Origin of the sequence: Streptomyces sp. NPDC001634, from assembly GCF_040298185.1 — a bacterium.
GTDB lineage: Bacteria > Actinomycetota > Actinomycetes > Streptomycetales > Streptomycetaceae > Streptomyces.
In genome coordinates, this window is the sequence record NZ_JBEOZU010000225.1 from 1 (window position 1) to 1,511 (window position 1,511).

Genomic DNA, 1,511 nt, shown 5'->3' on the forward strand with positions numbered 1-1,511 from the left:
CTAAGGGCTGTCCCGTAAATGATCTATGGAGTGCTGGTCGACCAGTCCGTTCTTCGTTACCCGGCCAGGGCGAGGTTGTGCAGGTGGGCGATGCCGAGCATGGCGTGGTGAACACCGTCACCTTTCAGGCGGCAGTCGCGGAGGATCTTCCAGCCCTTCATCCGGGCGAAGACGTGCTCGACGCGGGCGCGGACCTTGCGGTGAGAGGCGTTGTGCTCCTCTTTCCAGGCCGGGAGTTCGGCCTGGCCGCACTCGCGGCGGTGCGGGATGACCAAGCCGGTGCCCCGGTAGCCGCCGTCGGCGATGACCGTGGTCCTGCCGACAGCTTCCTTCGCGCCGGACAGTTCCCACGCCTTGCAGTCGTTGCGGTTGCCGGGCACCGGCCGGCCGACGGCGACCACGAGCCGGGTGTCGGCATCGATGACGACCTGGTGGTTGGTTGAGTACCGGTAATTTTTTGACTGCTCGGCGACGGTGTGGTCACGGGTGGGCACCAGGGTTCCGTCCACGATCAGCACGGTGTCCTTGGGGAACCGCCTGCGCGGCTGGAGCGCGAGCAAGGGCCCGAGGTGGGCGATGATACGGTCGGCGGCCGACTTCGAGATGCCGAACAGCGGCGCAAGCTGCCGCAGCGTCAGGTTCGTGCGCCAGTACGCGGCGACCAGCAAAGCCCGGTCCTCCAGCGGCAAGCTCCACGGCCGTCCTCTGCGGACCGCACCCGCGCCTGCTCGGCGCAGCGCGGTCATCAGCTTGCTGAACTGACGTGGGTTCAGCCCAGTGAAGGGGGCTATCCAGGAAGGCTCCGACGCCGTGATCACACCAGCCATCCCGAGATCATCTCTTGGGATGGGGCCCTGCGCGATGTCCGCAGAATCCGATGGCGCAACGCGGCCCAGGCGTCAAGAATCGCCGGATGCATGAAGTGAAGCTGTCCGACGGGATCATCACTCTGTCCCCGCTACGCCTGGACGATGCGGAGGCGCACCTCGCGGGGGAGGATGAGCAGCTGGTGCGCTGGCTCAGCGGTGGTCCCGGCACACGCGAGGGCGTCGAAGCCTACATACGGCACTGCCTGGAACAGTGGGAGACGGCCGGCCCACTCCGCGCTTTCGGCATCCGGGTAGGCATCGACGAGGCGCTCGCGGGGACGATCGACCTGCGCTTCACAGCAGAGGGCTTGTCTCCCGGCCAGGTGAATGTCGCCTACGGCCTCTACCCGTCATGGAGAGGGCGCGGCCTGGCCACCCGCGCGGTCCTCTTGGTCTCCCGATATGCCACGAGTGAGGGAGCGCAGCAGGCTGTGATCCGGGTAGAGCCGGAGAACGCCGCGTCTTCCGCAGTCGCCCGTCGGGCGGGCTTTACCCCCGACAAGCACACACACGGCGCGGACGGGACACGGCTCGACTGGTACATACGGGATCTGCGCATCGATACCCAGTGACGACCCTGGCGCTCGCAAGCCAGCGCGGGGCTTGGCGATGCATGACCAGCGGTTACGGGACAGCCCTTAG

2 protein-coding genes are annotated in these 1,511 nt (G+C 67.1%); one reads left to right on the forward strand and one right to left on the reverse strand.

Annotated features, from left to right (window positions below; translation table 11 throughout):
- Positions 1 to 56 precede the first annotated feature (56 nt).
- Entirely contained in the window at positions 57 to 827 is a 771-nt protein-coding gene (locus tag ABT186_RS47690) for a transposase (RefSeq protein WP_351930690.1), read from the reverse strand.
- 86 nt (positions 828 to 913) lie between these two features.
- On the opposite strand from ABT186_RS47690, the gene ABT186_RS47695 reads away from it, so the two are divergent.
- Entirely contained in the window at positions 914 to 1,441 is a 528-nt protein-coding gene (locus tag ABT186_RS47695) for a GNAT family N-acetyltransferase (RefSeq protein ID WP_351930692.1), read from the forward strand.
- Positions 1,442 to 1,511 lie beyond the last annotated feature (70 nt).

Coding starts and splice junctions, on each gene's coding strand:
- ABT186_RS47690 (WP_351930690.1), bottom strand. CDS start 827: ATGGCTGGTGTGATCACGGCGTCGGAGCCTTCCTGGATAGCCCCCTTC.
- ABT186_RS47695 (WP_351930692.1), top strand. CDS start 914: ATGCATGAAGTGAAGCTGTCCGACGGGATCATCACTCTGTCCCCGCTA.